Here is a 24,501-nt window from a genome sequence, read left to right as displayed (position 1 = left end):
TATATGAATAATTTAGTAGTAAAAAAATATTTAGGAAATTCGATTGAATTCAAAATGATTGATGGAATGGTGTATGCGAATGCGAACTCTATGGCAAGAAACTTTGGAGGTAGCTCTAAAATAGCAGATTGGAAGAGAAGTTCAAATACAAAAAGGTATTTAGAGGCTATGGAAAATTCCCATAGGGTGGTAGGAGAATTAATCATATCTAAAGACGGGATTGAAGCTGGAACTTGGATTCACGAGAAATTAGTATTACACTTGGCCAGATATTGCGACATCTCTTTTGAAATCTGGTGCGACGAACAAATAACTACCCTTATTAGAGAAGGAAAAGTTGAAATTCAATCACAGCCAACAAGAATAGAAGAAGTGAATCTTAAGTATGCTGTGTTGTCAAACATATCAAATCTTATGAATCTTAATGATTCGTCAAAAGCTAGTTTGTCAAACAAGATTGTTAAAACCATGAATCTTGGAGATGAATTATTGTTAGATTATGTAGATTCAAAAGGTGTGTTGTTCCCACCTAGTGATTTGTTAAAGAAAAATAACAAAGAGTTAAAAATAATAACTTTTAATAAGTTGCTGTTGGCCGATGGAATATTAGAAGAAAAAGAAAGAAATAGTTCTAAAGGTGGCGTTAAGAAATACAAAGCTCTGAGTACAAAAGGATTGGAGTATGGAGAAAATCAAGTAAGTCCTATGAATCCAAAAGAAGTTCAGCCGATGTATTATGAGAATAAATTCTTAGAACTATATGATTTGATTGTAAATAAATAAAATTTTGCGTTAAAAATGATTGACAAAAATACTAAAATATGGTATACTATATATAAAGGGAGAGTATGTTCGCATACTTTCCCTAAAGTAGTTTACGGAAAAGGTAGGTGAAGATATGATTATAGACTCTCTAGGAGATACAGAAGTATTTGTGGAACAAAAAGTTGAGGCAACAATAACTGTAAATTCAACAAAAAACAACACGGGTGTTTTAAGTGTTGATGATTTGGGAAATAAATTAGTTGGACTAATAGATAGTGGAGAAACAGAATACTATACAATAACAGAGTACAATGGTACAGATGGAGTGATGTTATATAATAGAGTTACAAAAGAAATACAAGTTGTCAAAGTTGGAGATAGTATAAAGGTTAGAAATGATTTTCAAAGTGGAACTCAATATTTCATTGGAGCGAAAAGGGTTTTATCCACATCGGTAAACAATGGTACATTTACAGTTCCGATTAATGGAAAGAAAATATTTAGAGTACAATTGTCTGGGAGAGATGTAAAATCTTACCAAGTAAACGGAAATACTTTGAAGATAATAGGAAATATGAGTTTTTTAGTAGACAACTTTTCAGAAATAGTTGTGTATTTATATGATGAAGATAAAATTATAGAAGGTGATAACACAACGTTTACAGTAACATATCAAACGTACTCAAAGGTGTGGGAAGATGAAATGTTTGAAAACCCTCAATATTGGATAACGTTTAGAGGAAATCAATTAGAAAACTTTGATAGTGCTTCGATATCATCAAATGTACAAGAAGATACAAATAAACAGGCTTTTGGAAATGTTACTAGAAGAGTGTTGAATACTGTTGACAATACAATAAGTATGACAACGTTTGAGGGTAAGGATTTGTTTAATATTGTAGATTCAATGGTTGGGCAAGAATTTAGACTGTTGTTTTACAATGGATATTATGGAAGAGTAGTATTGGTAAACAATTGTGTTGTGAGCGATAATGTTAATATAGTATACGATAAAAATAAGAATACAAAAACTTTTACAATTTATTGTGGAAACTATATAGATATAAATAAAGGAAAAGATAGACCATATGGAGAAGGTCAGTATGGTAGAGGAAGATATGGTGGAGAAAAGATAGTTAAAAACTCTGCAAGGTTAGGTGAGGTTTTATGATAATATTAACAAATGATAAATATAATTATACTGTTGAATTTAAAGGTGGAATAAAACCTATCCCAACTAGGCTTGGTATGAATAAGATTGAAACTATTTATAACGAGAGGATAACAGAAACAGGTAGGTTTGTATTTGATTTACAGATAACAATGGACTATATGAATGATGATATGTTTGATAACCTATCAATTATGTTTGGTAAAGCTCATGTTATAAGTATAGAAGATTCTGACACAGGAGATTATTATACTGGTTATGAAATAACTGGCGACACATTAGATTTGGAAAAGAAAGAAGATTATAAAACTAAAAAGTTTTATTACAAAGGAAGTTTAAAGTTAGAGAAAAAATAGGAGGTGATTTTTGATGATAGATTTGTCTAAATATGGCATATCTGAAAGTTTAGAAAACATAGAGGTTACAAACTTAGTTGTACTTTCTAACATAGAAAGAACAAATATAGATACTGCTTTTATCTCTAAAAATGGCAATACATTCTTAATAAAAGGAAAACAAAATGATAAAGTTGGAAGTTACGCCATATTTGGATGTGAAATAGTAAAAATACTAGAGCAGTCTGAAATAAGTGGAAATACACAAGTTGTAGTAGAAAGAGCACAGCTTGGTACGATAGAAGAAGAACAAGTGATAGGAATGAAATTTAGAACTGTTATTCCACTTATATCGCCAATTCAATTAATAGGTTGGGATTTTAATGAGACTATGGGAACTATAGGGTCGACTGTATTCCCAGTTGAATTAGGAACTGGAAAGATAGAGATAAAAGATGACCCCAAAAAGTGGATGCAATTCTCATTAGATAAAATTTACTCTATAAAAAATAAGAAATCTATGGCATTTTTATTTAAAGGTGTAGATGGAAAATGTGTGTTGAAAAATGCAACAATAATAGAAAAAGTTGGATTTAATACTAAGGGTAAAAGAGACCCTAATATGATATCTATAAACATTAAAACAGTTTTAGCTAAATGGTTTGATAAAGATTTGGCAATAAATCAACAAATTAAATCGTGTGAGCCAAAGCAGTTTCTACAAATGATATTCGGACTTGAAGACCATGATGTATATTATGCAGACGGAGTAACAGCAGATTCATTTGTACAAATAGGAAATATGCACACAAAAGAATATAAAAAGATGAGTGAAATGTTGAAAGCTTATGCAAGTTGTGGAGTTAGATTTTGTTTTGATAGATATGAGAGAATAAAAATATTTTCAGATATGAAAGTTAAAGATTTACAATCTCAAAAAACGTTAAAGTATAATATAACAGATACAATGATGAACGAAAATTCGTTATTAGTATTTAATAAAATAGATACAAGTAGCTATGAAAGACAAACCATGTTTGATTTTGAAGAGTTAAATAATGAATATGTGCACTTTGCAGGTGTGAAAACAAATGCAGTTAGCTCAGATAAGTTTGTGTCAGTTGCTCCAAATGGAGATTACCAAGCAGATTCGATAGAGATTATAGATGAACAAGTTTTCTCAGCAGTTCAATTAAAAGACTATGTATTATTCAAAGGCACAAAAGCACCTTATTTAGAAGTGTATGGCATGGTTGGTAAAAAAGAAAAGGGGAATAAAGTAACTATATTGCCTATATTACAAGGAGATAAAGATTATAAATTGTTTTATCTTGGTAAAGCTGACTATTTATACAAAAACCTTAGTCAAAACATACAGCCTATGAACTTACACTATGCAAGATTCGACCTGCCTATGATATGGAGATATTCAAGAGGAAGAGGAAGTTCTGATAGTGAAAAATTTATGAATCAAATGTTACCATTATTACCAAAAATAGATGGAGAAACAAAGTATGAGACAGAAATTGTAATGTCATTTGGGTCAGCTAGTAATTTAGAAGCTGGAGAGTATAGTGGAATAATAGAAGAAGTAAATGGTATTTATGGAACATGGGATAGTTCAAAATTATTATATAATCAAGAGAAAACTCAATTTAGTGGAAAAGATTATCCTCCAATATTTGCATTATCGAATATAGGGTATGAAAATACGATTAAAAATCAACCGGTATTGTTCTTTAATAAATTTGATAACTCTAATTTATTAATAGAAGTAACAAAAAATGAAAAGAGTACATCGTCAAATGATGGAAAGTTGGTTTTATCAAACACTATGAATGCAAATAGCTTAATAGATATTTATGAAGGAGAGGAAGTTTCAAGGTTAGGAAATAGAATTTTACAGGTTTCAGATATGTCGCCTTTCAAAGTAGGCGATATTTTAATAGTGAAAAACTTTGATAATCCAACTTCTCAAGAATCAAAATTGTTTGATGAAAAATTGAGTAAGCTTAGATATAGAATAACCAACAAGAAGACAGATGTTATAAGTGAGACAGAAGTTAAACATTGGATAACATTGGACAATAACTTTCCTCCAAAAAGTAAAGATAGAAAGTGGAAGTTTCAGAGATTTCCAGTTGATAAAATAGTTTATCTGCAAGAATTGTATTTCAGAGGAAACCCTGTAATTCAATTTTCACAAGAGGTTAGTGGATTTTCTAGTACAACAAATACAGATGGAGATACTTCCAAGGATATTTATGGAGATAAAGAGTATTCTTTTGACTCAAAGTTATTAGAAAAAGATGGAGTTAAAATGTTGATGGGATATATTTTAGACCATTTTAACGGAGTAACACCTATGACAACAAAGTATACGTTGCCAGTAAGTGTTCACAATGGAATAGACATCGAGTTATATGACGTAGTAACTGTAATAGATACTGTCTTTACCCATGTTGGAGAAAATATAAAATGGTTGGTTACTGGTATAAAATCAAATGCTAGAACCAATGTTGTAGAATTATCTCTTATAAATTTAAATGCAACTGACACCAAACCTTATGATATAGACATAAAGGACTATATAGAATACGACCCTGTTGAAATACCAAGCTACGACTTCGCAGGTGGAGAAGGTGAGACAGATAAGCCTAATGGTGGAGAAGGTGGAAGTGATGAGGATAGAAAACTAGGAGTAGTTGCATTAGCAGAAGTTAAAAGAGAGGAGTTTAGAGCTAGAATAGAAAGGTTTGATGGAAATTATATCTACTTTAAAGATTTTAGTGGAACTAAATTTGAAGAATATACAAAAGCATTATTCCCAGAAAGTGAGTTTGCTGTAAATATAGATGGTGAAATAGTATTTGTTCAATCAGATAGAGAATTTAGAGCTTTTGTAAAAAAGAGACGAATGTATGATACAGAAGAGGCAGTAATAACCCCAGAGCTAGAAGTTGGATTTTATGTGGTATCAACTATGGTTGGAATAGATGGAACTTTTTATTCAAGACGTGCTCACATAGGAGATGGAGTTACATTTTTTAAATTTGACCCAATAAATGGAGCACACTTTCAAGGAGATTTCGTAGTAGGAGCTAATGGGCAACATGCAGGTAATGATTTGTGGTTAGCATTACAAAATACTAAAACTTATTATTCAGATGTTGAGCCAACTTTGGCAACGCACCCTAATTTAAAAAATGGAGACTTATGGATTAATACACTAGACAGAAATCATCCGTGGGTTTGGAATAATGGCCAATGGGTAGATGCACAAGATAAAGTTTATGAAATCAAAGGTGGTAATAAAGTTTACTACACAGGAACAAGGCCAGTTATAGGAGAAACAAATAAAGATGGAGATGTTTGGTTTGATACTTCTCAAAACAATAAAATGTATGTTTTATTAAGTGGAGAATGGGTGTTAGCTGACGATGCACTAGACAAAGTTAACACTGGAAGAATAATATTAAATGGAAATACGACTATAAATGGTGACTTCATAGTAAGAGGTGCAAATGTAGAGTTAAATGCTCAGACTAAGATATACGGAACTCTAGAAGTTTACGGTGGAGATAAAGGTATAATTAGCTATAATGGAGTAAATGAAGCTAGTAGTAATAAAAGAATAATAATGAGAGGTGGAGAATTAGTTTTCCAACAAAAGGTGTGATGATATGGCATGGGTAGATACAAAATTGATAAAAAATTTTAAAGTTTTTAAAATAAGAGTAAATGAAAGTTTTAATGTAGAAATATTGTCAAATGGATATAAGTATTCAGATATAAAGTTTATATACGCATACGAAAGTGTAGATGCTGTTGATTACATATGGGATTCAACACTAACTTTAAATGGTGCATACCCTAACTATTATTTTTCTGCAAGAGAAAATGTTACAGGAAATTCGGTTATAAATGTTGTAATATTTGAAGGAGATGCTTCTGTCACTACGACAGATACATCTCCGAAATATGGAAATTGGGTAACTATATCAGCAATAGGAAAGATAACTTCGTTTAAATTAAATTCGTCAAACGGTTTTACTCAAAACTTAGATTTATTAGGGAAAGGAAGTTGGACTAAAGGAAAATATACAATAATACCTATGGTTTCTAGGATGAAATTTACAAAAAGAGATAGAGGATACAACTTATCTTTAGAAAATTTATCTGGAAATACATATAGATGTAGATTAAAAAGTTGGAGATTTACAGGCAAATTCATAGAGACAAAAATAACGTCTCCTGCATATACAGAGATTAGGCTTAGAGATGACTGCATATTTGCTATGTCTTATCAAAAAGGATTTGCTGGAAATCACTCAGTTTATGTGAAATTATGGGATGATGGAAATCTACAATATGACGTCAGAAGTTATGACGTTGCACTTGGGTATTATAGTAAGTATAAAAGATATGGAGTGCCTAGTACAATAGCATACAGAGGGGATGGTAGTTTAAATGGATATGTAGTGTATTTAAAAGAATTTTTATCGGAAAATGTATTTGTAGAAGATGCAGAGGTAACTTGTTTGGTAATCGAGGAGTTGGTGTAGTATATGGCATGGAAAAACTTATTTTCTATAGGAAAGATGCACTCTAGTCTATTTGTGGGTTCTAAGCAGATAGACTTAAGGAATACAACAAACGGAGCTACTTGGACTAATCCATCTGTAAGTAGCTTTGCATCATCACTATCTACAAAAAACAACGCCTTTGTCTTCGAAACTAGTTCTAGTATAAGTGGTCAAATTGCAAATTGGTGGTCGAGCTCTACCCTATGTAAAGAAATAAATGTTGGAGAATATAAAATAAGAGACAATGAAGGTGGTTATACATACTCATACAATGCTAGAGTAAAAGAAGTGTTGGGCACAATAAACTTCAAACTATCTATATCTAAGTATGGAGATTCTTCTAAAAACCATTCGTTATACATGGATTTTATGATGAATGGGTCTTTAATAGCTAGAATACATACAATCCATGATGGATATACATTAGATTCGAGCAGATGTATGAATTTAAAGGATTTTACTTACTATACATACAGTAGACTTGCTGGTGATGAAGTAAATGATTATATTCAAGTATACAATGTATTTGTAGAAATTCTAAGAATAGAGGAGGCTGGTAGTTTAAATATAGATACAAGTGGATTTAATATTTCAGTAGGGGGTCAAGCCAGTCCAAAAATAATACTTAGTTCAGAAATACGTAATTTATCATTTTATGATATACAAAATACAACAAATCAACAGGCACAATGTTTGGCTGTGGCAATAGAAAATTTCAATTAAAGAGGTGATGCAAAAATGAGTAGAAAAACAGTGTATAACAAAAATTTGGTTACACCAGAGAAATGGGAAAGTGTGAATGAAGAAAATAAGGAGTTGATGGAAAATTTTCTAGATTCAAAAGAAGGAGATGGACTTAAAGAAAGTACGTTGAAACAATATCGTAATGACTTGCGTATATTTTTCTGTTGGGTATTAGATAAAAAAAGAAATATAGATTTCTTTAAATTGACAAGATTGGATTTTGGACAATTTCAAAAATACCAATTGGACATGGGAGTAGGTACAAAGATAGTTTCAAGAAGAAGGTCTTCTGTAAACTCTCTAGAAAGCTTTGTTGAAGTTATGATGGGTGACGTGATGCCAGATTTTAGACCTAGAATGAACAAAACAAAAGTTCCTGTTAGAGAAGCGGTTAGAGAAAAATCTATATTTTCGTTCGAAGATTGTAAAAAAATAGCAGATACTTTATTAGAAGAAGATAAAATTCAATTGGCTTCTTTGATAATAGTAGCTTGTTATAGTGGTTTGAGAAAAGCAGAATTAACTAGATTATTGCACAAAGATTTTACAACAAATGTAAATTTAGTGTGGGGAGATTCTTTTTATAAAACTTCAAAAATACTTGTAAAAGGTAGTGGAGACAGAAAAGACCATAAATATGTATGGAAGAAATGTGATGAATATTTACAAAAATTACTAGAGTATAAAGAAGAAAAATCAATAATAAGTGAATATTTATTCTGTGACATAAATGGTGAACAATTGGGCATTCCTACTATGGACAGCTACGCAAATACCATAAATAGAATTTGTGAAAAATTAGAATTACCAAAATTTTATTGGCATAGCTTACGCCATACGCTACCGACTATGTTAACAAAAATGGGATTACCTATGGAAGCTTGTCAAAAGTTACTAGGCCACGGGTCAACTGATGTGACAAAATTATATATAGATATTGACCAAGAAGAATCTATGGAGCAATTTGCAGACTTATTTAGTGGAAAAATTACTGAAGTAGAAAAGAAAGGACTGGGTGATTTGTAATGACAGAATATTCAGTCTCAAATAAAACAAGCATTTTATTATTAGTTTTTCTCTTTTGTTGTACGTTTATAGTACATAAAATGCCTAAAAATGTATATAAGCCAAACACAATTACGATGATAAATAAGTCAGAACTAGCAAAAGATGGACAAAAAATACTGGAAGATTTACTTAACCAAGTAGGTGGGTAACAATGACACCTACCTACTTCAGCGAAGAGTTACTTAGAAAATTACATGCAATTATACAGGATAACATTTACATTTATGTGGCTCTAGCAGTTCTTTGCTTTGTTTTGGGAGGCATTGATGAGCTACTTCTTATCTTCGCATTGTTAAATATAATAAATTTGCTATTTGCGACATATCAAGCAGTATTTAATTGTGATTGGAAGATTTTAAAAAATGCTCTGAAAAGAGTCTTACACAACTTTGTTATTGTAGTAATAGGCTCTATTGCAGACAGACTCCTACATTTAGACTCTGCAAAAGTTATGTCGCTAAGAAATTATTTATTATTATGGATGTCACACAAAGAACTAGTTTTACTTTATGTGACAATTACAATTCAAGGTGCAGAAGTACCAATTGTTTTAAAACACTTTATAAAATTTAGTAAAAGAAAAAGTGGTGGAGATGATAGAGATGATTGAGATTTTACAAGCATATAAGATAGATATTATAATTGTTGTAACTTTGATAATTGGATTTTTTATTTTTAGAAAGACACCAGTGGTTAAGAGCATTGTTATTAATGCTCTTTCTGAGATTGAAAAAAGAGTCAATACAGACTTGGCTCAAAAGGGAATAGATGAAAAAGTTAAGGCTATTAGAGATGACAAAAAAATTCCATTTTTAATTAGAAAATGTGTGACAAAATATGTGTTAATTACAATAATGGAAAAAGGAATGAATGTCGTAGCTAATGTATGCGAAATAGATAGAGAGTTTGATTTAAAAGGAAATGATGAGTGTTTGACGAGTACATCTACAAAAATAGAATTAAAAGATGAAGTTGTTGAAGTTTCTCATAAAATAGAAGTTGGCGAAAAACCAACAGAATCAGATACATACATTTACGCAGAGGCAAAAGCTAAGACGGATTTTAAAGGTGAATCTAGTGGCGAAATAGCCATTGGAATAAAAAAGAAAATATAGGAAGTGATGGAATGAAAAAGGTTTTAGTTATTTTAGCATTAACATTATCAATGGGTGCTTGTTCTTCTTTAAAAGAAGTTGGCGAGAAACATAAGGCTGAGAGGAAAGAACTTAGAGCTGAACAAAGAGAAGAAAAGATGGCTTTAAACAAAGAATTAAGTGAAGAAATTAAAGTTATTTTATCTGAATATAAAGCTAAGAAAACTAAGCTAAAAAATGAAATGGATTCTAAAAGGAAGGTTTTAGAAGCAAAACATTTAATAGAGTTTACAATTTATAGTGGTGGAAAGTTCAAAGACTTAGAAGAAGTTTTAGATAAATTAAATGAGTTTTTAAAGTAAAATACGGGTGTGGAAACACCCACTTAAATTAATAATAAAGGTGGTGAAATTAATGCCTGTAGTAAAACCAACATATAGGTTGCCAGTAGTTTTCGGTAGCTTAAACGAATGGGGAGAAATTCTTAATACTGTAATAAAACAAGTTGATGGTTTCCAGTCAGACCTAGTTTCCAACATAACTGGTATAGAAACCGAATTAGGAAGACTAGAGCAAGAAAAGTTAAGCTTAGTAGATGCAGATAAGTTGATTGAAGTTAAAGTAAATAATTACATAGATATACATGTAAAGCCAGATTTAGATAGCTATACAGAAAATCTAAAGACAAACAATATCAGACCGTTTGTTTTAGAACAAATGAAGGAAATAGATGAGTTCACAGAAGCTCAAAAGATAGAACTAAATGAGAGATGTGAGGATGAAAAATTAGAATTAGATGCTCATGAGAAATTAAAAGAAAAAGAGTTGGATGACTATGAATTGGTAAAAGAAGGAGAAATAACAACTCATACAAATAGTGAAATTGCAAGAATAACGGCTCATACAAACAATACTGAAATCCCTAGGCTTATAGCTAGAGCTGATAGAGAAATAGAAAGAATTAGAGCAGTTGGAGTAGATGGAATATTAGATGAAATAGATTTCACAACAGGAGATACATTTCATTTTGATAGAGACGAAAACTCAGATGACCCAATTGGAGATTTTAGAAGAGGTAAAACTTACAAACTTGGAGAGTTAGTAGATAAGATTTATGATGAAAAACAATTTAAAATAGATAATGACTTACAAACAATTTCTAAAAGTGTTGTTGGAGCTATAAACGAAGTAAACTCTAAAAAAGTTGAAATAGGAAATGGATTAGAAAGAGTAAATGAAGTGTTAAATGTAACGTCTGAAGATGAAGGTATTTTAGTTAATAAAAAACTAAAGTTAAATATCGTAGATGACTTACTTACTGGTGGAGTAAAAAGACCACTATCTGCTGAACAAGGTAAGGTTTTAAAACAACTAATAGATGCCATTGGAACTGGTGGAGTAGCTAAACTGATGAGAAAAGCTGAACTACTAGGAGAGTATGATTATCTAGGAAACTTACCTGCAAGTGGAACTTCAATAGCAGTTGGAAAACAATTATTCAATCCTAATCTATATTTAGACGGAGTTAAAATGAATAAAAATCAATTCTCTGTTGAATTAAATACTGGATTGATAACACTAACAAATATTTATTCAGACACATATGATGTAACATGGGTAGTTGAAGATGATATGACACCACATATTAAATTTTGTTTTCCAACTATGAATTTGTTGATAGCTAACGATGATATGAAAAGTAGAATTGTATTAGATGATGTAATAAAGATATTAGGAGAGTCAGATGCAGATGACGGTGGACATTATTTGGTTAAATGTGAAAATACAGCTAAATTAAACCCAGTAGATATTGGTGGAGGAAAGTTTTTAAATGAAATTCCAAACACTAAGATAGCCACTTTAAAAGGCGAAGTAGACAAAAATAAAAGCGATATTTTATTAAATTCTAAAAATATTGATATTGGAGAGGTAAAAGGGTTGAATTCTATGAGAGACTATACACCTCTAGCATACAATTGGTTTAATGGAACTGTTGATACTGGTAGTAGTTTGAACAGAATTACAGCACATTGTCTTCAAATAGGGCAATTTAGGAATAACGTAGCAGGAAATCACAGGTCTCAAATTTTAGTTGGGAAAGATGGGTTACGTTATAGAACTGTTTATGGAGATACAGATTTATCTACTGAATTTATTAGAGCGTTTGATGATAAAAACTGTACAATAGTTAAAAGTGGAGATGGTTGGTGTAAATTGGCAAATGGTTTAATAGTTCAATGGTTTGGTGCAGGTAAATCTGGAGACATAGCAGGAAGTTTTGTAACTGCAACTTTACCCATAGCATTCTCAGCACCACATACATATACTGTTTGTATTTCATGTACAACTGGATATCCAACAGGAATACAACAACAAACAAATTCAATATCTTTTACAAACGCCACTGCGAACAATGGGTCTAGATGTTTAGCAATAGGTTATTAAAAATAAAAAGAGGTGACAAAATGGATTTAAATGCAATTAAAGGTTTGGTAAGTGGGGAAGTAGTAAGTTCAGAAAATACTATATCTTACACTGCGTTAAAAACTACAGAAGGAAATATAACTTTTACTCCAATGGGGGACAATAGATTGAATACAGTTTTCTCAGAATGGGTTGTGTTAAAAGATATAAATTCAGCAGAGCATCAAAATATTTTAAATATGATGAATTCTTGCGAGTGGGATAAAAAAGTAGACTTTGTGAATGGAGAGTTTGTCAAAGTTGAGAGGTACACTTTAGAAGAAAAAGAAGTGATTATTGCTCAGAGAACAGCGAATGAAAAGAAATCATTTTTTAATTCTGAGAAAAGAATAGCGTTAGAAATAGAGGAAGATTTTAGATTAGATTTGGGTGTAACAGAAGTAGAGATGGAAGAAGTTAAGATGTATATTAAATCAATAAAGCCAAGCGAAGCTGTTGTTTTAAAAAGAAGCATAGCACCACAAGTTCAAAGACCAGAAGTTATGTTTAGATATGATAATAAGGAGGTGTAATTATGCCTAATTTACCAAGTATACCAGACATAGCTAAACAAGTAGACTTAAATAAAACTGATATTTTATCTATACAAAATATACTTCCTACAATCACAAATGAAAAAGGTGCAGGGTGGTTTAAAGACAAGAAGACGGGTTTAATTATACAATGGAACACAACAAGTGGAAGTGGTAGAGTTCCATTTCAAATAGCATTTTCTTCCAAACCTCATGTTTTCGTAGATGGACATGTAACAAATGCAGACCCAATCTATAAAACGAAGTCTGGAGCGTACAATCCAAATGAAACAGGATTTACAATTGTAACTTATGGATATGAAACACTGGGTACTTTAAATACAGACCCTTTAACATGGCAATATATAACAACAGTCAGTGCTTCTTCGTTTAGTGGAACTTCTAGTTGGTTAGCGATAGGGTATTAATAAAATAACGATTTTATCGTCAAAATTGATTTTGAAAACCCTCTCTAATTGGGGGTTTTCAGAGGTAGGTGAAAATGAAAAAAGCAATTTTAGTGCTAATATTGGTATTTATGAGTGGTTGTACTACAAGATACACTAAAAAGCAAGAAGAAAATAGAAAGTTTAGAAAATGGGGACTTCAAGAGATAAGAATTAGATTTAATTCTGCTGGAAGTTCATTAGTAGGAAATACTATGTTTTTAAAAAATTTAGGAGATGTGTCAATATTTCTACATGAGTATGGACACGTACTTCATGACTTTCATTTAGTTCCACATGACAAATTAGTAAGATTGTTACAAGTAGAATATCCTATTCCACCTAAAATAATCCCTACAAATGAAAATACAGAGTTACAAGATTTTATAACAACATCGACTAGATGGAAAGTAAAATATCCTCACTCTCACAAAGAGGGAGACACTCTTATAGAAAAAGAATTAATGGCAAATTTATTTGTAATATTTACACTACAAGGTATAAACAAAGAATACATAAAAAATAATTACAGAGAGTTGTATGTTGAGTACGAAAAATACTACAACAACTTATCTAAATAAAGGAGATGTGATATAGTGAAAATAACACCTTTTAGACCAGACATTGGTCAATCTTACAAAAACGATTTTAGAGAAAAGAGAATTTTCCCATTCAATAAAATCGGAAGAGTTGTTGTTGATAAAGATACAGCAGAGATATTAATGTGGTTAGGAGAAGATGATTCCACATTAACCAAAGAAGGAGCACCTTGGGTATATGATGAAACAAGACATGATATCATGGTACACTTCCCTGCTTTTTATTATAAAAGAACTTGGAATGGAGATGTACTAGAAGATTCGATATTTACAGAAGTTCCAGTTAAACCAGTTAGTCCAGAAACAGGTGCAGAAGTTTTCCCATGTTTCTTAAGAGAGGATGGAAGTGTAAGACCTTATGTTTTATATGGAGCGTTTAAAGGAGTAGAGTTAGGTGGTCAATTAAGAAGTATAGTTGGACAAAAACCTACTGTAAATAAAACTATTTCAGCGTTTAGAGATTCAGCTAGACAAGGTAGAGATAGTAGATGGAACATAGAAACCTTTGGAGTTATTTCTATGGTGCAGTTTTTATATAAAATAGCGTTTCAAGATTTAGATTCACAGAAGATAATTGGAAATGGATGGACTAATAAAAGTGAATCTGCTACTGTTGGAACTACCATGGAACTTGGAAATAGAAGTGGATATTTAGGCGTAGATGGAAATCAAATAAGTTTATTCGGAATAGAAGACTTCTATGGAAATATATGGAGTTTTGCTGACGGATTCTTTGTTAAGGATGATGGGTATTATATCACAAACAAGCCTAATAAAATGGGAATTTTATCAGAGCATACTCACTACCCTGCGACACCTTTAATGGGAGCTAATTCGAATGAGCTTGTGGAAGGTTATTTTAAAACGATTGAAAAAGGTGCAAGTGTTTACAATATACCTAATTTGCTTGGAAGCTCGGGAACTAAAAATTATACAGATTATTTTTGGTCACACAGACGTAGTCAGACAAACATTTGCCGTTTCGGTGCGCTTTGGCATCATGCTTCTCGTGCGGGTGCTTTCTGCTTGAATCTGGATTTTGTCGCTTCGAATTCTGGCTCGTCTATCGGTGCTAGAGTGTGTTTTTTGCCTTAATATTTTTTTTAATAAAAAACATTGACTAATCACACTATTTGTAATATAATTTAATTAACAAATAGTGTGATATAAATAAAATAAATGGAGGAAATGTGTTATGTATGAGGTCGGAGAGGTCTTCAGTATATCTGAAGGTTCAAGTATAGTTGTATTAGAGAAATTAGGGAGACATAGGGTTGTGAAATTTATAAACACTGGAAATATAAAAAGGGTAAATAGCTCTTCGATAAAAAACAAATGTATCAAAGATGAACTAGCTAAGTCTATACTTAACATGGGTTTTATAGGAGTAGGTAATTACACCCACAAAAAAGACAAATTTGCATATTTGAAATGGTATGGTATGTTAAAGCGGTGTTATTCATCTAGATATCATGAGAAAAATCCATCTTATATAAACACAACAGTGTGTGAGGAGTGGTTAAATTTTCAGAATTTTGCAGTGTGGTATTACGCCAATGTAATTGAAGGTTATGATTTAGATAAAGATATTCTACAATATAAGGTTAAGAACAAGGTATATTCTCCTTCAACTTGTGTATTTATACACCCAAAAGTAAATAATTTTATAGCCAACTTAGTGTTGAATGTATCCCCAAAATTAAATAAAAATGGGTATAGACTATGGGCTTTTGGAGGTTATTATGGTGTGTATAAAGATATTGAGACACTATTAAGGATTAGACGTACTATAATAGTTGATAAAATAAACTGTTTTACAAAAAACACTCCGATGTCAGAAATCGAATTAAAATATTTTGAAAATATAATAAAAGAGGTGATTTAATGGATTTTTATATAGATGAGAAAAATAGAAGAGTTGTAATTGGAAATGTTAAATCTAGGTCAGCAATTGTGATAAATGAGTTTGACAAACTAGAAAAGAACTTTTTAGCTACGACTAAAGATAAATACGAATGTGAGTTAGTTTTATTAGAAGTAGAAGTGAGAGATGAAAATGATGAAATAACAGGAGCTGAGACAAAAGCTTTTGCAAGAAGAGTAGGTTGTGAACAATGGTTAATGGAGTTTGACACAGAAAATTATCGTAAAAAATAATAGATATCACCCTCTAGAGATAGAGGGTTTTGTGCTATTTTAAAATAAAAATAGAGGTGAATAATGAAAGAATATAAAATAAATGAAGATTGGGTTGAGATAACAAACGCTCCTTCAAAACTAACTCTTTGTCCAATTATAAAACCAACAGCTAAGGCTATGATTTTTATAGGAACAGACGACTTAATACAAAAAGTTTTAATTGGAATAAAGGTTGTAAGGGATGAAACAACAGATACAACTAATATTGCATACGAAGAGCTAACTAAGAACGCAGAGAATCAAAGTTTTATGAATAGGATTTATGTATCACCTTTTAATAAGGAATCTTTCGAATTAAAGAGTGGAGAAAGATTGTTTGTTAGATGCACAAGCGAAAGTGGTTCTTTAATAATTTCAAATACTATAATACAGGGGTGTAAATAATGGCTATAACTACGGAAAATATAAATAAGATATGGAAGGAAATACCAATGCCAACTGGAGATAATATTACAATATTTTCAGTGTGTAAGAATGGAGAATATGCAGAAGTATTCTTTGGAGATACAATTTTAGACTCAGATAGAGGTATGCCTATTACGGCGTTTGAGAATATAAAGTTTAAAAAGCCGACTACAAAAGTTTTTGCTAGAAATGTATACGGGGATTCAGTTTTAATAGTAACAGATTCAGTATTAGGGTCAACTACAGAAGGTGGAGGTGCTGGAGCTGATGTAGTAGCTATAAAAGAAGAGGTTGATTTAATGAGACCTATGTTTACGGATTTATGGTTAATTCAAAACTTTATAAGCGGATTAGAAAAAAGAGAGGGTAATCTTTATAAAAATGAAAAAGGAACATGGTATTGCGACCTAGGAAATTCAGACACAGAAATAGACCCTGCCTCTCCAAACTGGATAGATTTCAGTATAATGAATGGGTATGACTTACTACAAAAGAGAGCACAGTACATCTTTAAAATGGATAAAATAGTTCCAACTGATGCGTTTTTCACAGTAGACAATTTCTTGCCAATTGACGGATTTCATGAGATTCTAGGCTCTCATGTGCTAGATAATATGGTTTTTCACATAATGTATACTGGAGAAAATATGGACATTGGTGCTGGGAGTCCTATGTACATTCAATTCATAGACAAATCTGGCTCTAAAATAGGTACAAATCCGTTGTTATTAAAGCATGTTGAAGGGAATATGGGTGGATATGTTAACTTTGAAGGTAGAATGTTAACAGGAACTATAATTACTATTGTAAAACCTGCTGGAAAAGAGTATTTTGTAAAAATATAAGGAAGTGAAATTATGAAAGTTAAATTAGGAAACAGAAGTAAGAAAAATTTATCAAGTGGGGTGGACTATAGATTAGTTCATATAATATGTGAAACTATAAGAAGATATGAGTTTAATCATGACTGGGGAGTGTTTGAGGCAAAACGTACTATAGAAAAGCAAAAGGAATATGTGGCAAAAGGCACATCTAAAACTATGAACTCAAAACACCTACCAGATTCAAATGGAATAGTGAGAGCTGTAGATATTGTACCATATGTAAATGGACAGTATGATTGGTCAGAGAAATATTTTGGCGATATAATCTCTAAAATAAAAACTGTGGCAAACGAATTATATCCAAACGATATAGAATTTGGATTTGATTGGGGTTGGGACAAACCACATATTGAAATCAAAAAAGGTAGAGAGATTTAATTTAAAGAGAGTTTCGGCTCTCTTTTTTAATTTATTTAAAATAATTGTTGACACACTTTTGAATATGTGGTATACTTATTTTGTAAACGACAAGTAGTTCTTTTTCACTATATAATTAAAGAATCTTACGATAACACAAATATCACAGTCGGATACAAACGAGCCTTGACAAAGATAAGAGTACGATTATTTAGACCTACATATAATAACAATATGTAGAGGAATTAAAATACATAAATAATAAGAAATTATCTTTTAAAAGCTCAACTTAATTTTCAGAAAAGACTCTTTGTTCGCTCCTTAGAGTCTTTTCATAATAAAGAGGTGGTTTATGAAACAAATATTGTTCTGTTTAATTGTGTTAAGCAATTTAGTATGTGCGAGTCAAGATATAGACAACAGCCTAGATAAATTGTTTGACATAGTCCCACAGCAACATGAAATACAATATAAAGGGAAGATTTATGAGATTGACATGAAAGCATTATTAGAGCATACAGCGAGTATAGAATCTAATTACGGTTTAGATAATTACAAAAAGAATAAACATGCCATAAGTCAATTTCAATACGAAAAACAAACTGTTGTTTGGGCTATGAAAGTTTCAAAAGAATTAGTTGAATACTTCGAAGACCAACTTGGGTGTAAAATAGATTATAAAAGTGGCAAACATAGTGCGTATGTAACGTATATTATATACATGTCAAAAATAAGATATCATAGTAATTGGCTCACCAAAGTTAAGGTCGAAGGAGATTTAGATTGGAAGATTTATAAAATATTTTGGAACTCTACAAAAGGAGCTTCAACTTATAAAAAATGGAAGCAAAGAAAAGTGGAAATGGAGGTAAGGAGAATTGAAAAACTTAGTAATAAATAAGAGATTTGATGATGGAAAAATGTACTCGTTAAAAAAGTTTTCTGTTGATGGAGAAGGTGTGAAGTGCACATGGAACGAAGATAAAAATGAATCGTTGGTTTTCACAGAAGATAGAGTTGCAAAAGTAATATTAGAATTAATTAATGTTGAAAATGCTAACATATTTGTTAGAGAAAATATAAATACACAAGGAGAAAGTAATGAGAAAATCTAAAAATTTAAGAAAGTCGCAAATGAAAGAGAAGAAATTAGAGGAGTTGTATATAAGAGAGCATAGTCAGCATATGATAACAGCAATCTTGTCACAACTAAATAAGTCGAAATTAATTGATGACAAAGCAACTTTGTTAGCAAGTAAAGAAGATTTAGTTGAGTACCTATCTAAGCTGTACGAAGATGTTAGTAAAAATGTGCAAAGTGGAAATGGAAAACAAGAGTTTGTGTCAGCGATGTTGCAAGTAGCAAACCATTATGGTGTGATTGATATGGTAGCAGAGCTGTGCAGAGAAGAAATAGAACAAGAGAATGAAGTTGAAATAGTAGAGTAAATTTGAGAGAAGATTAATTTCTTCTCTTTTTTATTTATTTTTACAAATAATGCTTGACATAGTTTAAAATGTGTGATATACTTTTAATGTAAAACAGACAAAGGAGGCGTGGAATGTTAGATATAAAAATGGAAATTGGTGAGTCTATCGAAATAAAAGGACTTTTGATAACGAGAATCAGCAGATTAAAATATAATATAGATGGAGAAGAATTTTCTGAAAATATATCTAAGAAAGAAATGCTTTCTTTTGTTAATAGTTATGAAAAAAAGATTGTTGTAATGGAGAAAAGTATAACCATTGCAGATATGAGAGAAAAGACTTATAAGCAAGTTGCAAAGATTTTACATCCAGATTCAGAATTTGGAGATGAAAAGTCGTTTAAAGTGCTACAAGAAATAAAAGAGTTTTTCTGGGACTATAAAGGAAACCCTAGAGAAAAGGTTAAACAGCACTATTGGAGTATAGAAAAAGATACTGCAAATGGAGTAGACCCGTTTGATTTTTAAGGAGGAGAAATGAAGGAGTCGTTAAACACAATATCTAAAATAATAGAAGCAGAAGTTTTGTTAGCTGAAAACAAAGTTAGAGAATATTTTCAAAGAAAAATTGAAATTTTAGAAAATGAGAATCTGACAATAAAAAACAAATTAAAAGATGCTAATAATATAAGAAGAATAGATGAACAATTTTTAAATTTGAGTGATTTTTGCAGAGTTCAAAAAGAATTTTTGTACCTAGACAAATCTGGTATGAAGCAATTTTTGTTTCAAAGAGGAGTTTTGAAAAAGGTTAATAATAAATATGTACCACACGAGGATAAAAAGTTTGTAAAAGAACACGAAGGAGAGCTGTATGTATCGTATAATTATCTGAGAAGTGTATTGGCTATGCGTTCTTTGGTTATGATTGGAAACGAGGAAGATATATTTAAGTTTGTTAGAAAATATACGGATAATAAAAACGTTATAGACGAACAGTTGTCGAACATGGTGGTCATAGATTACAAACAAACATCTCATGAGTTTAGGAATTGCAAAGGCAATTTTTATCTAGATAACATAGGAGGAGAATAAATGCCAGTATTAGATATGAAACCATATCACGCTAAAAGAAAGCAGAAAATAGCTGATAGAATAAAGAAAATTCAGATTGAAAAAGGTATAAAAGAAGTTGTATTAAGGATAATAACTGACGACCAATTCCCAGAGTGTCAAAGTTATTTAAAGTCAAAAGTTACACATGGAACTGATTGTGGAATTAAAGTTGAGGTTATAAAAGTTGCCACAATTGAACAATTAAAATTTTGGATTACAGACTCAATAGCTAATAATATTCCTATGATATTTCAATTGCCTTCAAGAAAAGAGTTTGAAGAATATTATATGAAAATCATGAAGCATCACAAAGAGTTAGACATGGATGGATTTTTCAATTTATCAGAAGTGTGTGATGGAGATTATACTTTTGCACCATGTACTCCAAAAGGAATATTGAATTATATTAAATCCGAAGATGGCTTAAATTTAGACTTGAGGGGTAAAAACATAGTTGTAGTTGGCTCAAGAGGTAAGTTGGTTGGAAAACCATTTATAATTATGGCTACAAATGAAGGTGCAACTGTAACAGGTTTAAATTCTGTAAGCGATAAAACTATGAAGTTTTCAGCGTTAAAACAAGCTGACATAGTAATATTAGCAAGTGGAGTTAAAGGAACTGTGTGTGAATATGATTTATCAAACAATAAGATAGTATATGTTTTGAATGTGGGAATTGTATTTGATGAAAATGGAAAGTTAGATACAGAATTAGAAGTTAATGGTACGACAAATGTGTTCTACTCTAATAAAATTGGAGCAATCGGAATTTCCACAGTAGTAAATTTATTAGACAATGTATGTAATTATTACGAATTAATAAGATAAAAAAAATATATAGGAGATGATTATTAGTGAAATTAAAAGTTAAATTAACAAATGGTGGAGTATTCAAAACAAATAAGGAATTTGATTCGTGTTATGACGTGTGTGCAGTAGGATATTCAAGGGTGGTTTATAATTATGATGAGCACAAACATGAAGTTGAAGCAGGTGCAAGTTTAGAAGAAGGAGAAAAATTTATTATAAAACCACAAGAAACTGTGATGATTCATACTGGTGTATATTTAGAATTACCAAAACCAATTGATTGTGGAAGTTATTATAAGGTTTTAGAAGCACAAGCAAGAGGAAGAAGTGGTATGTCTTTAAAAGAAAATTCAAATGTTAAGCTAGGCACTATCGACAATGAATATATTGGGGAATGTAATATCATTATGGTAAATGATGGAGTTGATGCAGTGGTAATTAAAAGAGGAGATAGAATTGGTCAAATAGCTTTTAATGAAGTTGTTAAATTTAAACCAGAGTCAATAGAGTTTGTTGATAAGTTATCTGAGTCAAACAGAGGTACTGAAGGATTTGGAGCTTCTGGTAAGTAAGATGGATAAAGTAAAGACGATTTCTAGTAGAAAAATGGCTAAATTCATTAAAGAATACATAAAAAACGATGATAAAATCAGCCTTTTATCTGTGCTTAAAAATTATGATATAAAAGATAATTCAATAGGAGATTTTCTAGACAAACATATTTCAGATGAAGAAAGGTCGTACTTATGCGACTTAATTGAAGAAGAGAGATAATCTCTTCTTTTTTATTTTTAAAAAGAAATTCTTGACAGTATTTAAAATATGTGTTATACTTATTTTAGAAACTTAAAAGGAGGAGAAATATGGTTATAAAAGAAGGTTTAGAGGTAGTGGTAATATCTAATTTAAATAGAATTAAAAGAGATGGAGTTGTAACAAAGTTAAAAAGAAGATATTTTGAAGTTCAATGTGGAACGGCTATATATGAGTTTGAAATAGATGGGTTTGAAAGAAGTGGCGATGTTGGAGATAAAAATGGTAACGTAAGATGTTATTCTTATGAAAAATTAAAAGAACAAGAAGAAAGAGAATTTTGTCACTCAACAGCTTTAAAACTTTGGAACAATCATAGAAAAGTAAAATATGATACTATGTTAAGAATAAGTGAATTATTAAAGGAGGAATAATGAAAGAGGTAGTTGAGAGAAAATATAAAATAGACTTGCCAAAAGATGTAGAGTTTGTATTAAAAACATTACAACAATACGGACAAGGATTTGTAGTTGGTGGAGCAATACGAAATCATTTTCTAGGAATAGAGCCAAAGGACTATGATTTCACTACTGACATAGAATATGACAAATTATTAGAAATATTTAAAGATTATTCTCCTAAAGAAATAGGAAAATCTTTTGGTATTATTCAGATAAAAATAGATGGTATCCACTATGAAATCGCGAAGTTTAGAAGAGATATTGGCGTGTCTCAAGATAGACGTGAGCAAGAAGTAGAATTTACATCTAAATTATCTGACGACCTAACTAGAAGGGATTTTACCTTCAATGCAGTAGCTTATGATGGTGAGAATTTAATAACAGTTTGTGAAGAGTGGATTTCGGACTTATTAACAAACTCAATTAGATTTGTTGGAGAAGCTAGTGAGAGAATAAAAGAAGACCCATTAAGAGCATTTAGATATGTTAGGTTTTTATCTCAAAAAGGCATTACACCTTCAACTAGAGAATATTATGAAGTTAAGAATTTTGTAACTGAAAATAAGGAATTAATTTCAAATCTATCCAAAGAAAGAATTAGAGACGAATTTATAAAAATATTATTATCTGATAAAGTTATGATAGGTTTAGACTCTTTGACTGAACTAGGGTTAATGGAATTTATTATACCTAACATAAAAGAGTATAAAATTAACCAACTAAATAAACATCACAACAGAGATTTGATTGGACATATGTTCTATTCTGTGCAATGTTGCCAACCTATTTTGGAGTTAAGATTATCAGCTTTATTTCATGATATAGGAAAGCCACAGTGTTTTACAATAGATGAAAAGCACGAGGGTCATTTTTATAACCATGATAAAGTTGGTACTGAAATTACAGAGCAACTTCTTAGAGAGTTGAAATTTGACAACAAGACTATTGATATAGTATGTAAATTAGTTGCAAATCATATGAATAAATCTCATAGACAAACTCCAAAGGCTATGAGAAAATTAGTGAATAATGTTGGAATTGATAATATGCAATTATTATTTTCTTTAATGGAGGCAGATATTATAGCATCTATGCCACCTTATAATTTCAAGCCATTAGATAATATGAAAATAATTTTCCATGAAATAACAAAAGAAGAGCCTTGTTTGAAAATAACTGACTTAAAAATAAATGGAAATGATTTGATGGCAAAAGGTTATGTCGGAAAAGAAATAGGTGATAAATTAAAAGAGTTGCATGAATTGGTATTGGAAAATGGTGCTGAGTTTAATAAAAGAGAAATCTTAGAAAAATATATATAAGGAGAGTGGTTTAATGAAATTATTCCAAAGAAGAATTGACATGTTAGGATATGCAAAGCTTACACATGGAGATGACATTAGGGTTTATACAAACTATAATTTGATTACTGATGAATACAAGGGTTACGTAATCTATGTAGACGGTAAAAATGAAGAAGATAGAATTAAAGAAGTTTGTGCAGTAAGACATCATGAAATATCTAGAGAAGGAGCTAAAAAAGTAATCAATTTACATAAAGATACAATTGGAATGGTTGAGTCTATTTTAGAGTCAGATAATAATGGTGGAGTAGATTTAGTGTGGCAAGAAATGTATGGGACTGGAATTTGGGATATGACAAATCGTGATGTTGTAAAATGGATAAAAGGTGCGCTTAGAGATAAAGATAATAATAAATTTTATCTAAATGAATATGGCATTACAGTTATTAATCTCAAAGGAAAGTTTGTGTATGATATTATATTTAAATTTGAATTATAAAGAGTTGGTTAAAATTAAAAAATTATTACTACTTGGAGCGTTACTATCTGTAACAACATTAGCAAATGTGGAAGAAACGATGAATGTTAGAGCGAGAGTTTTAGACACATTAACTGTTAGAATTGATGAGCATGTAAACTTTGGAAATATAGCCAAAGGAAGTTCGTACGACAGAAAAGGTAAATATTCTATAAAGGGAAATGTAGGAGAAACTGTTGCAATAGGATTTATGGGAATAGGTGAAAATGGTGAACTAGAAATGAAAGGTGTTGATGGTGTCAGCTCAATCACTGCTGTGGTCGAAAATTACCAAACACATACTATGAGATTAGACTCAGATGATTTTGTTTCAGCAGAACCAATTAAAATATCCTTAGATGTACCTTCAGATACAAAATCTCAAGAGTATATTGGAAATATATTAATAAAAGCAAGATATCAATAGGAGTGTGAAAATGAATTTATTATTTAAATTAGGT

32 protein-coding genes are annotated in these 24,501 nt (G+C 30.8%); all 32 read left to right on the top strand.

From position 1 onward, the window contains the following. Positions 1-3 precede the first annotated feature (3 nt). Entirely contained in the window at positions 4-783 is a 780-nt protein-coding gene (locus tag ACRDDY_RS03890; protein ID WP_438563658.1) for a KilA-N domain-containing protein, read from the top strand. A gap of 115 nt (positions 784-898) precedes the next feature. Beyond that, on the top strand, positions 899-1,936 hold the full coding sequence (locus ACRDDY_RS03885) for a hypothetical protein (protein WP_438563657.1): 1,038 nt from the start codon (positions 899-901) through the stop codon (positions 1,934-1,936). Further along, positions 1,933-2,292, top strand: coding sequence for a hypothetical protein (locus tag ACRDDY_RS03880; protein ID WP_438563656.1), 360 nt, complete (start codon positions 1,933-1,935; stop codon positions 2,290-2,292). Before ACRDDY_RS03885 ends, ACRDDY_RS03880 begins: the two co-directional genes overlap by 4 nt. Positions 2,293-2,302: 10 nt before the next feature. Then, on the top strand, positions 2,303-5,950 hold the full coding sequence (locus ACRDDY_RS03875) for a hypothetical protein (protein ID WP_438563655.1): 3,648 nt from the start codon (positions 2,303-2,305) through the stop codon (positions 5,948-5,950). Positions 5,951-5,954: 4 nt separating this feature from the next. Beyond that, positions 5,955-6,836 carry a hypothetical protein gene (locus ACRDDY_RS03870; protein WP_438563654.1) on the top strand — a complete coding sequence of 294 codons (882 nt, stop codon included), beginning with the start codon at positions 5,955-5,957 and terminating at the stop codon, positions 6,834-6,836. A gap of 3 nt (positions 6,837-6,839) precedes the next feature. Continuing rightward, positions 6,840-7,580: a hypothetical protein gene (locus ACRDDY_RS03865; protein ID WP_438563653.1), complete on the top strand. Its 741-nt coding sequence runs from the start codon at positions 6,840-6,842 to the stop codon at positions 7,578-7,580. A 15-nt stretch (positions 7,581-7,595) separates the two neighbouring features. Further along, positions 7,596-8,627: a tyrosine-type recombinase/integrase gene (locus ACRDDY_RS03860; RefSeq protein WP_438563652.1), complete on the top strand. Its 1,032-nt coding sequence runs from the start codon at positions 7,596-7,598 to the stop codon at positions 8,625-8,627. 193 nt (positions 8,628-8,820) lie between these two features. After that, complete coding sequence (locus ACRDDY_RS03855) at positions 8,821-9,279, top strand: phage holin family protein (RefSeq protein ID WP_438563651.1); 459 nt, start codon at positions 8,821-8,823, stop codon at positions 9,277-9,279. Beyond that, positions 9,272-9,784, top strand: coding sequence for a hypothetical protein (locus ACRDDY_RS03850; protein ID WP_438563650.1), 513 nt, complete (start codon positions 9,272-9,274; stop codon positions 9,782-9,784). Before ACRDDY_RS03855 ends, ACRDDY_RS03850 begins: the two co-directional genes overlap by 8 nt. A gap of 11 nt (positions 9,785-9,795) precedes the next feature. Beyond that, entirely contained in the window at positions 9,796-10,125 is a 330-nt protein-coding gene (locus ACRDDY_RS03845) for a hypothetical protein (RefSeq protein ID WP_438563649.1), read from the top strand. A gap of 52 nt (positions 10,126-10,177) precedes the next feature. Beyond that, entirely contained in the window at positions 10,178-12,208 is a 2,031-nt protein-coding gene (locus ACRDDY_RS03840; protein ID WP_438563648.1) for a hypothetical protein, read from the top strand. Between the two features lie 20 nt (positions 12,209-12,228). Continuing rightward, on the top strand, positions 12,229-12,759 hold the full coding sequence (locus tag ACRDDY_RS03835) for a hypothetical protein (protein ID WP_438563647.1): 531 nt from the start codon (positions 12,229-12,231) through the stop codon (positions 12,757-12,759). A 2-nt stretch (positions 12,760-12,761) separates the two neighbouring features. Continuing rightward, positions 12,762-13,187, top strand: coding sequence for a hypothetical protein (locus ACRDDY_RS03830; protein ID WP_438563646.1), 426 nt, complete (start codon positions 12,762-12,764; stop codon positions 13,185-13,187). 74 nt (positions 13,188-13,261) lie between these two features. Next, a complete protein-coding gene (locus ACRDDY_RS03825) occupies positions 13,262-13,786 on the top strand; it encodes a hypothetical protein (protein ID WP_438563645.1) in 525 nt (174 codons plus the stop codon). A 15-nt stretch (positions 13,787-13,801) separates the two neighbouring features. Then, a complete protein-coding gene (locus tag ACRDDY_RS03820) occupies positions 13,802-14,899 on the top strand; it encodes a hypothetical protein (protein WP_438563644.1) in 1,098 nt (365 codons plus the stop codon). A 100-nt stretch (positions 14,900-14,999) separates the two neighbouring features. Then, complete coding sequence (locus tag ACRDDY_RS03815) at positions 15,000-15,689, top strand: hypothetical protein (RefSeq protein ID WP_438563643.1); 690 nt, start codon at positions 15,000-15,002, stop codon at positions 15,687-15,689. Then, positions 15,689-15,961, top strand: a complete 273-nt coding sequence (locus tag ACRDDY_RS03810; protein WP_438563642.1) for a hypothetical protein — start codon at positions 15,689-15,691, stop codon at positions 15,959-15,961. Before ACRDDY_RS03815 ends, ACRDDY_RS03810 begins: the two co-directional genes overlap by 1 nt. Before the next feature lie 63 nt (positions 15,962-16,024). Then, complete coding sequence (locus tag ACRDDY_RS03805) at positions 16,025-16,387, top strand: hypothetical protein (RefSeq protein ID WP_438563641.1); 363 nt, start codon at positions 16,025-16,027, stop codon at positions 16,385-16,387. After that, entirely contained in the window at positions 16,387-17,253 is an 867-nt protein-coding gene (locus ACRDDY_RS03800) for a hypothetical protein (protein ID WP_438563640.1), read from the top strand. The genes ACRDDY_RS03805 and ACRDDY_RS03800 overlap by 1 nt, the downstream gene beginning before the upstream one ends. 12 nt (positions 17,254-17,265) lie before the next feature. Further along, entirely contained in the window at positions 17,266-17,670 is a 405-nt protein-coding gene (locus ACRDDY_RS03795; protein WP_438563639.1) for a hypothetical protein, read from the top strand. Positions 17,671-18,001: 331 nt separating this feature from the next. Next, positions 18,002-18,550, top strand: a complete 549-nt coding sequence (locus tag ACRDDY_RS03790) for a hypothetical protein (RefSeq protein ID WP_438563638.1) — start codon at positions 18,002-18,004, stop codon at positions 18,548-18,550. Beyond that, a complete protein-coding gene (locus ACRDDY_RS03785; RefSeq protein ID WP_438563637.1) occupies positions 18,528-18,764 on the top strand; it encodes a hypothetical protein in 237 nt (78 codons plus the stop codon). The genes ACRDDY_RS03790 and ACRDDY_RS03785 overlap by 23 nt, the downstream gene beginning before the upstream one ends. Further along, complete coding sequence (locus ACRDDY_RS03780) at positions 18,751-19,098, top strand: hypothetical protein (RefSeq protein ID WP_438563636.1); 348 nt, start codon at positions 18,751-18,753, stop codon at positions 19,096-19,098. The genes ACRDDY_RS03785 and ACRDDY_RS03780 overlap by 14 nt, the downstream gene beginning before the upstream one ends. A 113-nt stretch (positions 19,099-19,211) precedes the next feature. Next, positions 19,212-19,607 (top strand): hypothetical protein, encoded by a 396-nt coding sequence (locus tag ACRDDY_RS03775; RefSeq protein ID WP_438563635.1) that lies wholly within the window; start codon positions 19,212-19,214, stop codon positions 19,605-19,607. A 9-nt stretch (positions 19,608-19,616) separates the two neighbouring features. Continuing rightward, positions 19,617-20,174, top strand: coding sequence for a hypothetical protein (locus tag ACRDDY_RS03770; protein WP_438563634.1), 558 nt, complete (start codon positions 19,617-19,619; stop codon positions 20,172-20,174). After that, positions 20,175-21,023, top strand: coding sequence for a hypothetical protein (locus tag ACRDDY_RS03765; RefSeq protein WP_438563633.1), 849 nt, complete (start codon positions 20,175-20,177; stop codon positions 21,021-21,023). A gap of 26 nt (positions 21,024-21,049) precedes the next feature. Next, a complete protein-coding gene (locus ACRDDY_RS03760; protein ID WP_438563632.1) occupies positions 21,050-21,577 on the top strand; it encodes a dUTP diphosphatase in 528 nt (175 codons plus the stop codon). Beyond that, positions 21,558-21,779 carry a hypothetical protein gene (locus tag ACRDDY_RS03755; RefSeq protein WP_438563740.1) on the top strand — a complete coding sequence of 74 codons (222 nt, stop codon included), beginning with the start codon at positions 21,558-21,560 and terminating at the stop codon, positions 21,777-21,779. Before ACRDDY_RS03760 ends, ACRDDY_RS03755 begins: the two co-directional genes overlap by 20 nt. Positions 21,780-21,868: 89 nt before the next feature. After that, entirely contained in the window at positions 21,869-22,192 is a 324-nt protein-coding gene (locus ACRDDY_RS03750; RefSeq protein ID WP_438563631.1) for a hypothetical protein, read from the top strand. Further along, on the top strand, positions 22,192-23,541 hold the full coding sequence (locus tag ACRDDY_RS03745; RefSeq protein WP_438563630.1) for a CCA tRNA nucleotidyltransferase: 1,350 nt from the start codon (positions 22,192-22,194) through the stop codon (positions 23,539-23,541). Before ACRDDY_RS03750 ends, ACRDDY_RS03745 begins: the two co-directional genes overlap by 1 nt. Before the next feature lie 13 nt (positions 23,542-23,554). Continuing rightward, positions 23,555-24,022, top strand: a complete 468-nt coding sequence (locus ACRDDY_RS03740; protein ID WP_438563629.1) for a hypothetical protein — start codon at positions 23,555-23,557, stop codon at positions 24,020-24,022. Continuing rightward, positions 23,994-24,467 carry a hypothetical protein gene (locus ACRDDY_RS03735; protein ID WP_438563628.1) on the top strand — a complete coding sequence of 158 codons (474 nt, stop codon included), beginning with the start codon at positions 23,994-23,996 and terminating at the stop codon, positions 24,465-24,467. Before ACRDDY_RS03740 ends, ACRDDY_RS03735 begins: the two co-directional genes overlap by 29 nt. Positions 24,468-24,501 lie beyond the last annotated feature (34 nt).

This window comes from Clostridium sp. (assembly GCF_051656525.1).
Taxonomy (GTDB): domain Bacteria; phylum Bacillota; class Clostridia; order Clostridiales; family Clostridiaceae; genus Clostridium.
This window is presented reverse-complemented; position numbering and strand designations above follow the sequence as displayed.

Coding starts and splice junctions, on each gene's coding strand:
- ACRDDY_RS03890 (WP_438563658.1), top strand. CDS start 4: ATGAATAATTTAGTAGTAAAAAAATATTTAGGAAATTCGATTGAATTC.
- ACRDDY_RS03885 (WP_438563657.1), top strand. CDS start 899: ATGATTATAGACTCTCTAGGAGATACAGAAGTATTTGTGGAACAAAAA.
- ACRDDY_RS03880 (WP_438563656.1), top strand. CDS start 1,933: ATGATAATATTAACAAATGATAAATATAATTATACTGTTGAATTTAAA.
- ACRDDY_RS03870 (WP_438563654.1), top strand. CDS start 5,955: ATGGCATGGGTAGATACAAAATTGATAAAAAATTTTAAAGTTTTTAAA.
- ACRDDY_RS03865 (WP_438563653.1), top strand. CDS start 6,840: ATGGCATGGAAAAACTTATTTTCTATAGGAAAGATGCACTCTAGTCTA.
- ACRDDY_RS03860 (WP_438563652.1), top strand. CDS start 7,596: ATGAGTAGAAAAACAGTGTATAACAAAAATTTGGTTACACCAGAGAAA.
- ACRDDY_RS03855 (WP_438563651.1), top strand. CDS start 8,821: ATGACACCTACCTACTTCAGCGAAGAGTTACTTAGAAAATTACATGCA.
- ACRDDY_RS03850 (WP_438563650.1), top strand. CDS start 9,272: ATGATTGAGATTTTACAAGCATATAAGATAGATATTATAATTGTTGTA.
- ACRDDY_RS03845 (WP_438563649.1), top strand. CDS start 9,796: ATGAAAAAGGTTTTAGTTATTTTAGCATTAACATTATCAATGGGTGCT.
- ACRDDY_RS03840 (WP_438563648.1), top strand. CDS start 10,178: ATGCCTGTAGTAAAACCAACATATAGGTTGCCAGTAGTTTTCGGTAGC.
- ACRDDY_RS03835 (WP_438563647.1), top strand. CDS start 12,229: ATGGATTTAAATGCAATTAAAGGTTTGGTAAGTGGGGAAGTAGTAAGT.
- ACRDDY_RS03830 (WP_438563646.1), top strand. CDS start 12,762: ATGCCTAATTTACCAAGTATACCAGACATAGCTAAACAAGTAGACTTA.
- ACRDDY_RS03825 (WP_438563645.1), top strand. CDS start 13,262: ATGAAAAAAGCAATTTTAGTGCTAATATTGGTATTTATGAGTGGTTGT.
- ACRDDY_RS03815 (WP_438563643.1), top strand. CDS start 15,000: ATGTATGAGGTCGGAGAGGTCTTCAGTATATCTGAAGGTTCAAGTATA.
- ACRDDY_RS03810 (WP_438563642.1), top strand. CDS start 15,689: ATGGATTTTTATATAGATGAGAAAAATAGAAGAGTTGTAATTGGAAAT.
- ACRDDY_RS03805 (WP_438563641.1), top strand. CDS start 16,025: ATGAAAGAATATAAAATAAATGAAGATTGGGTTGAGATAACAAACGCT.
- ACRDDY_RS03800 (WP_438563640.1), top strand. CDS start 16,387: ATGGCTATAACTACGGAAAATATAAATAAGATATGGAAGGAAATACCA.
- ACRDDY_RS03795 (WP_438563639.1), top strand. CDS start 17,266: ATGAAAGTTAAATTAGGAAACAGAAGTAAGAAAAATTTATCAAGTGGG.
- ACRDDY_RS03790 (WP_438563638.1), top strand. CDS start 18,002: ATGAAACAAATATTGTTCTGTTTAATTGTGTTAAGCAATTTAGTATGT.
- ACRDDY_RS03780 (WP_438563636.1), top strand. CDS start 18,751: ATGAGAAAATCTAAAAATTTAAGAAAGTCGCAAATGAAAGAGAAGAAA.
- ACRDDY_RS03775 (WP_438563635.1), top strand. CDS start 19,212: ATGTTAGATATAAAAATGGAAATTGGTGAGTCTATCGAAATAAAAGGA.
- ACRDDY_RS03770 (WP_438563634.1), top strand. CDS start 19,617: ATGAAGGAGTCGTTAAACACAATATCTAAAATAATAGAAGCAGAAGTT.
- ACRDDY_RS03765 (WP_438563633.1), top strand. CDS start 20,175: ATGCCAGTATTAGATATGAAACCATATCACGCTAAAAGAAAGCAGAAA.
- ACRDDY_RS03750 (WP_438563631.1), top strand. CDS start 21,869: ATGGTTATAAAAGAAGGTTTAGAGGTAGTGGTAATATCTAATTTAAAT.
- ACRDDY_RS03745 (WP_438563630.1), top strand. CDS start 22,192: ATGAAAGAGGTAGTTGAGAGAAAATATAAAATAGACTTGCCAAAAGAT.
- ACRDDY_RS03740 (WP_438563629.1), top strand. CDS start 23,555: ATGAAATTATTCCAAAGAAGAATTGACATGTTAGGATATGCAAAGCTT.
- ACRDDY_RS03735 (WP_438563628.1), top strand. CDS start 23,994: ATGATATTATATTTAAATTTGAATTATAAAGAGTTGGTTAAAATTAAA.